Raw genomic sequence first — 6029 nt, forward strand, 5'->3', positions numbered from 1 at the left:
GTATTCACCGATCTCGTCGGACAGCTTGCGCAGCCGGTCGCCGCGCCTCCCGGTCGCGATCACCCGCCAGCCGCCGGCCGCGAAGCGCCGCGCCGACGCCGCGCCGATGCCCGCCGTCGCGCCCGTAATCAGGATCGTCTTGGTCATGGCTTGCTTTCGAACTTCGTGCTTTGGAACTTGTCGAGGATCCACTCGCACGCGGACGGCCAATCGTCGATCCGCGCGTGTGCATCCTCGGCCGGGGGCACGGCGGCCGCGAGCCGCGGCTCCGCGACCATGTGCAGCCGCCAGACGCCGGGCGCGTGCCTGGCGACCGAGCTGTGATGGACGGCGAGGTCGTCGATGAACACCGCGTCGGTCGCGCCGCGGCGCTCGACGATGGCCTTGACCGGCGGTCCCTTGCCGCCCTGGTTGCAGACGATTTCGTGGCGGATGCCGTGGCCGGCGAGCTGCTCGACCCGCCAGCCGTGCGCGTCGTCGCCGAGGTTGGTGAGGACGACGATGTCGGCGACGTCGCCGATCCGGGCGAGCGCCTCGAGCGCGCCCGGGACCAGCGTCTGACGGTGCATGTGGTCGCGGAAGAAGGTGTCGAGCAGCGGCCAGATGACATCGACCGGCAGCGTCTCGCCGGTGCGGCGGTCGCTCATCGCGTCGAACTGGCCGCTCTCGATGTCGAAATGGACGTCATGCTCCTGGTCGAGCCAGTCGGCGAAATGCGCGACCATGTGCAGCAGCACCTCATCGCAATCGGTGATCAGCAGCGGTCTCGTCATCGCTCCAGCTCGTGGCGCGCCGCGACCAGCGCCGCGGGCTCCACTTCGAGCTGTTCGGCGACCGCCAGGAGGTCGGGCTCATGCGCCTCGAGGAAGCGGAGCAAGGCCGCGAGCACATCGGAATCGGACGCTCTTTGTCTCAAATCGGGAGGGTCGATGCCGCTCAAGGATAAAAAACGCTCCGCGAGCCGTTGATCACCGAGCGTCGCAGCGAGGGCCCGAAGCGCCAAGGCTGTCGGGTCGAGGGCCGAAGGGTCGTTTGTCGCCGCGCCGCTCATGGCTTACGGTCCCTCGGGGCTGGCAAGCGGGGAGGTGAGTTGGCCAAGATCCTGATCGTCGAGGACAACGCCCTCAACATCAAGCTGTTCTGCGACCTGCTCGCGGCGCACGGCCACGAGCCGCAGGCGGTGACGGACAGTCGCCTGGCGCTGGATTCGGCGCGGACCTTCGACCCCGACCTGGTGATCACCGACATCCAGCTGCCGCACGTCAGCGGCCTCGAGCTGATCCGGATGCTGCGCGCCGACGCCCAGCTCGGCGAGGTGCCGATCATGGCGGTGACCGCTTATTCGGCGCAGGGCGACGAAGAACGGATCCGCGCCGCCGGTGCGCAATCCTATGTGTCGAAGCCGATCTCGGTGGTGAAGTTCGTGGCCGCGGTTCAAGAATTGCTGCCGGCGGAAGCTGGGAAGGACGGTGGCAGCACGCCCGGACAAGAGCCGTCACCCCGGACTTGATCCGGGGCCTGTCTGTTCTTGATGGAAGGCGCGCCGGGCGCTGCGCGGTCTCTCACGCTGCTCGACGATTGCGTCGCAATCCTCTCGCTGCGCTCGGCCGCTTGGCCTTACTTGATCTTCGCTTCCTTGAAATCGACGTGCTTGCGCACGACCGGGTCGTACTTCTTGAAAACCAGCTTTTCGGTCTGGTTGCGCGGGTTCTTCTTGGTCACGTAGAAAAAGCCGGTGTCGGCGGAGCTGACGAGCTTGATCTTGACGGTTGCCGGCTTGGCCATCGCGAATTCCCACTCACTTGAAACAATAAAAGCGGCCCGCGCGCGGCGCCGCTCGATCGGCGCGCTCATTGGCCGCAGCGGCCATTTTTGTCAACCTTGGGGGGAGTGTAACAAGCCGTTAACATTGCTGTGTCAACCTGCTGTTAACACAGGAGGCTAGGCCCGATGGCAAGTGATCCGCTGGCGCTCGTCCGAGGACAGATCGGGCTGCGCATCGCCGAGATCCACGACCGCGGGCCGCGCCTGTCCCCGCTCGACCTTTACGCTCGAATGGACGCGATCCGGCAGATGGCCGCGGAGCACGGCATGGTCGCGCTGGAAGGGCTGGCGCGCAGCTCGGCGCAACGGGCGCTCCTGCCCGGCCACCGCGTTGCGATGCAGTCCTGCCTCGAGCATGTCGACGAGGCGCTCGACAGCCATTCGCCGGCCGACTGCACGACGATTCTCGCGGCGCTCGCCGTCCGCTTGCACTAGTGCCTGCGCAGCCTGTCCGGGGGACAGGCGAGTAGGGCACTCGGCACCGTAGCGGGGCCTCGCGCATTGGAAGCGCGATGCGCGCTTTCTCCCAGCTGCTCGACGCCCTCGTCTACACGCGCTCGCGCAACACCAAGCTCAAGCTGATCGGCGATTATTTGAAGGAAACGCCGGACCCCGACCGCGGAATCGCGCTCGCCGCCCTGACTGGCGGGCTCGACATCCCGCACATCAAGCCCGCCGCGATCCGCGGGCTGATCGAGGAGCGGGTCGATCCGGTGCTGTTCCACATGAGCCGCGATTATGTCGGCGACACCGCCGAGACCGTCGCCTTGCTGTGGCCGGCGCAGGACTGCGAGCCGGAGATCGACGACGCGACCGTCGGCATCGCCAATGCGGTCGAGCGGCTGCGCAGCGCCAGCCGGCTCGACGCGCCCAAGGTGCTGGCTTCGATGCTCGACCATCTCGACTCGTCGGGCCGCTTCGCGCTTCTCAAGCTGGCCACCGGCGAGCTTCGGGTCGGGATCAACGCCCGGCTCGCCAAGCAGGCGCTGGCGAACGCGTTCGGACTCGACGTCGATGCGGTCGAGGAGGTGTGGCACGGGCTTCGGCCGCCTTATTCGGAGCTGTTCGACTGGGCCGAGGGCCGCGGCGTCCAGCCGACCCCGCGCGACGTGCCAGTGTTCCGGCCCTTCATGCTCGCCCACCCGCTCGACGATACGAAGCTGTCGCTCGACCAGTTCGCCGCCGAGTGGAAGTGGGACGGAATCCGGGTCCAGCTGGTCCACGTCCCGGGCGCGGCCGGCGGCGACACCCGGCTCTACAGCCGCACCGGCGACGATATCTCCGGCAGCTTCCCGGACATCGCCGCGGCGCTCGCGGTCCGGGCCGTGCTCGACGGCGAGCTGCTGGTGCGCGGTTCGGCGCAGGGCGCGGACCGGCACGGAGGCGCGGCGGCCAGCTTCAACGCGCTCCAGCAGAGGCTCGGCCGAAAGAATGTCAGCGCCCGAATCCAGGGCGAGTATCCGGCATTCGTCCGGTTCTACGACATCCTGTTCGATGGCGAGGAAGACCTGCGGCCGCTGCCGTGGACCGAGCGCCGGGCACGGCTCGAACGGTTCGTGACGAAGCTCGACCCCCAACGGTTCGACCTGTCGCAGCTGATCGAGGCGGAGAGTTTCGACGAGCTAGAGGAGTTGCGAGCAGGCGCCCGCGACGCGGCGATCGAGGGCATGATGCTCAAGCGCCGCGACAGTCCCTACGTCGCCGGGCGGCGGACCGGCCTGTGGTACAAATGGAAGCGCGACCCGCTGACCGCCGCCTGCGTGCTGATGTATGCGCAGCGCGGCTCCGGGAAGCGATCGAGCTATTATTCCGACTACACTTTCGGCTGCTGGACCGACGATCCCGGGCAAGGCGGCGAGCTGCTGCCGGTCGGCAAGGCCTATTTCGGATTCACCGACGAGGAGCTGAAGTGGCTCGACAATTTCGTGAGGCGGAACACGGTCGAGCGCTTCGGCCCGGTGCGCGAGGTCGCCAAGACCCTGGTGCTCGAGGTCGCGTTCGATTCGATCCATCTCAGCAAGCGCCACAAGTCGGGGCTGGCGATGCGCTTCCCGCGGATCAGCCGGATCCGGACCGACAAGCCGGCCAATGAGGCCGACCACGTCGCGACCCTGCTGGCGATGGTGACTTGAAGCACCGCCCGGCAGCGCTAGGGTCGAGCGGACAGTGGAGCTCTTGATGAAGAAAACGATTCTCGCGGCCGCAGCGCTGCTGACCGCATCGGCGGCTTCGGCCGAGACTTTTGCGATCCAGGCGGGACGGCTGATCGTCGACCCGTCGAAGCCCGCGCGCGGTCCTTCGACGGTCATTGTCGAGAACGGCCGGATCACCCGCATCGAGCCGGGCGCGACCGCGCCGACCGGAGCGACGGTGATCGACCAGCGTTCGCGCACCGTCCTGCCCGGCCTGATCGATGCCCATGTCCATTTGACCGGCGATCCCGGCACGCCCTTCTGGCGCGAAACGATCGATTCCAACGAGCTCGCGGCGGTCGTCGGAGTCAAGAACGCGCTGCTGACCGCGCGCGCCGGGTTCACGACCGTGCGCGACCTCGGCGCTCCGGGGCTGTCGAGCTTCGCCCTGCGCGACGCGGTTCGCGACGGGATCGTGCCCGGCCCGCGAATCCTCGCTGCGGGCAGCGCGCTGTCGATCGTCGGCGGTCACGGCGACGTCAGCGGCTTCCGGCCGGAGGTCAACGCGGCGCTCGACCCGGGCGGCACCTGCACCGGCGCCGACCAGTGCGCCCAGCGGGCCCGCGAATGGGCCAAGCGCGGCTCCGACGTCATCAAGATCACCTCGACCGGCGGAGTCCTCAGCCAGCAGGGGCGCGGGCTCGAGGGCCATTTCGACCCGGCCGAGATCCGCGCCATCACCAGCACCGCGCACCGGCTCGGCCTCAAGGTCGCCGCCCATGCCCACGGCGCCCGCGGCATCGAGGATGCAACGCTGGGCGGCGTCGATTCGATCGATCACGGCACGTTCGCTGACGCCGCAGCGCTCCGGGCAATGAAAGCCAAGGGCACCTGGTTCGTGCCGACCCTGATGGCCTTCACCGGCGTTCGCGACCGGTTGGGCAAGAACATCTACACGCCGGTTGTCGAGGCGAAGGGCCGCCAGGCGATGGCCGTATGGGGCCACGCGCTGCGGGAAGCCCGGCGAGCCGGAGTCAAGATCGCCTTCGGAACCGATTCGGGCGTGTTCGAGCACGGCCGCAACGGCGAGGAAGCCGAGCTGATGGTGCGGCTCGGCGGGATGACCCCGCGCGAAGTGCTTGTTTCCGCGACCACCGGCGCGGCCGAGCTGTTGGGCTTGAGCAGTGAAGTGGGGACGCTCGATCTCGGCAAGTCGGCGGATCTGATCGCCGTCGACGGCGATCCGCTGACGAGCGCCGCCGCGCTCACTCGAGTCGGCTATGTGATGGTGATGGGCAAGCCGGTGGCGATGCGCTGATTGCTGCTTTTTCGAGCCGATAAAAAAACGCCCGCCCGACGCATTGCCGGACGGGCGTTTTTGCCCCGCTCTTGTCCCCGGTTACTGGGCCGGAGTCAGGTTGACCGCCGCATATTTGCCGCGGCGGTCGACTTCGATCTCGAACTCCAGCCGGTCGCCCTCGTTCAACGTCGGCATTCCGGCGCGCTCGACGGCCGAGATGTGAACGAACGCATCGGGCTGTCCGTCGTCGCGCTGGATGAAGCCGAAGCCTTTCATCGCGTTGAAGAACTTGACCGTGCCGCTGGCCTTCTCGCCGGTCAGCTGGCGTTGCGGACCGCCGCGATCACCGCCGGCGCCGCCACGATCGCCGTAGCCGCCGCCCGCACCTGCGCCGCCCCCGCGCACGACTTCCATCGGCTCGCCCTCGATGCGGAGGTTGGTCGCCGAGATCCGGCCGCCGCGATCGACGAGCGTGAACTCGAGCGGCTGGCCGTCCGCAAGGTCGGTCAAGCCGGCCTGCTCGACCGCCGAGATGTGAACGAACACATCCTCGCCGCCGTCATCGCGGACGACGAAGCCGAAGCCCTTTTGCGGGTTGAAGAATTTTACGACGCCCTTGCCTTCGCCGACGACCTGGGGAGGCATTCCGCGGGCACCGCCGCCACCTCCGCCTCCAGCGAAGCCACCGCGGTCGCCGCCGCCGTAACCTCCGCCGCCGCCGCCTCCGGCAAAGCCGCCACCACCGCCGCCGCCATATGGCCGCTGGCCGTAGC

General features: G+C 68.2%; 9 protein-coding genes. 4 read left to right on the forward strand and 5 right to left on the reverse strand.

Features of this window, described 5'->3' with window-relative positions; translation table 11 throughout:
* The 3 genes from H0T81_RS00005 to H0T81_RS00015 all read right to left on the reverse strand — a co-directional run.
* The coding region (locus H0T81_RS00005; RefSeq protein WP_294008604.1) for an SDR family NAD(P)-dependent oxidoreductase at window positions 1-147 on the reverse strand (147 nt) is incomplete at its 3' end.
* Entirely contained in the window at window positions 144-773 is a 630-nt protein-coding gene (locus H0T81_RS00010; RefSeq protein WP_294008591.1) for an HAD family hydrolase, read from the reverse strand. The genes H0T81_RS00005 and H0T81_RS00010, both read right to left, overlap by 4 nt.
* On the reverse strand, window positions 770-1051 hold the full coding sequence (locus H0T81_RS00015) for a DUF3572 family protein (protein ID WP_294008592.1): 282 nt from the start codon (window positions 1049-1051) through the stop codon (window positions 770-772). Before H0T81_RS00015 ends, H0T81_RS00010 begins: the two co-directional genes overlap by 4 nt.
* Window positions 1052-1099: 48 nt before the next feature.
* Here H0T81_RS00015 and H0T81_RS00020 point away from each other — a divergent pair, with 48 nt between their 5' ends.
* Window positions 1100-1510, forward strand: coding sequence for a response regulator (locus tag H0T81_RS00020; protein WP_294008606.1), 411 nt, complete (start codon window positions 1100-1102; stop codon window positions 1508-1510).
* Between the two features lie 107 nt (window positions 1511-1617).
* Here the strand turns inward: H0T81_RS00020 and rpmG are convergent, their stop codons facing one another.
* Window positions 1618-1785: a 50S ribosomal protein L33 gene (rpmG, locus tag H0T81_RS00025; protein ID WP_294008594.1), complete on the reverse strand. Its 168-nt coding sequence runs from the start codon at window positions 1783-1785 to the stop codon at window positions 1618-1620.
* Window positions 1786-1950: 165 nt separating this feature from the next.
* On the opposite strand from rpmG, the gene H0T81_RS00030 reads away from it, so the two are divergent.
* From H0T81_RS00030 to H0T81_RS00040, 3 genes are all read left to right on the forward strand, one after another.
* A complete protein-coding gene (locus H0T81_RS00030; protein WP_294008596.1) occupies window positions 1951-2259 on the forward strand; it encodes a hypothetical protein in 309 nt (102 codons plus the stop codon).
* 77 nt (window positions 2260-2336) lie between these two features.
* Entirely contained in the window at window positions 2337-3956 is a 1620-nt protein-coding gene (locus H0T81_RS00035; RefSeq protein ID WP_294008598.1) for a cisplatin damage response ATP-dependent DNA ligase, read from the forward strand.
* Between the two features lie 46 nt (window positions 3957-4002).
* On the forward strand, window positions 4003-5274 hold the full coding sequence (locus H0T81_RS00040) for an amidohydrolase family protein (RefSeq protein ID WP_294008600.1): 1272 nt from the start codon (window positions 4003-4005) through the stop codon (window positions 5272-5274).
* Window positions 5275-5355: 81 nt separating this feature from the next.
* Here the strand turns inward: H0T81_RS00040 and H0T81_RS00045 are convergent.
* Window positions 5356-6029: cold-shock protein (locus tag H0T81_RS00045; RefSeq protein ID WP_294008602.1), on the reverse strand; the 674-nt coding region annotated here is incomplete at its 5' end.

It is taken from the genome of Sphingomonas sp., from assembly GCF_013812825.1.
GTDB lineage: Bacteria > Pseudomonadota > Alphaproteobacteria > Sphingomonadales > Sphingomonadaceae > Sphingomicrobium.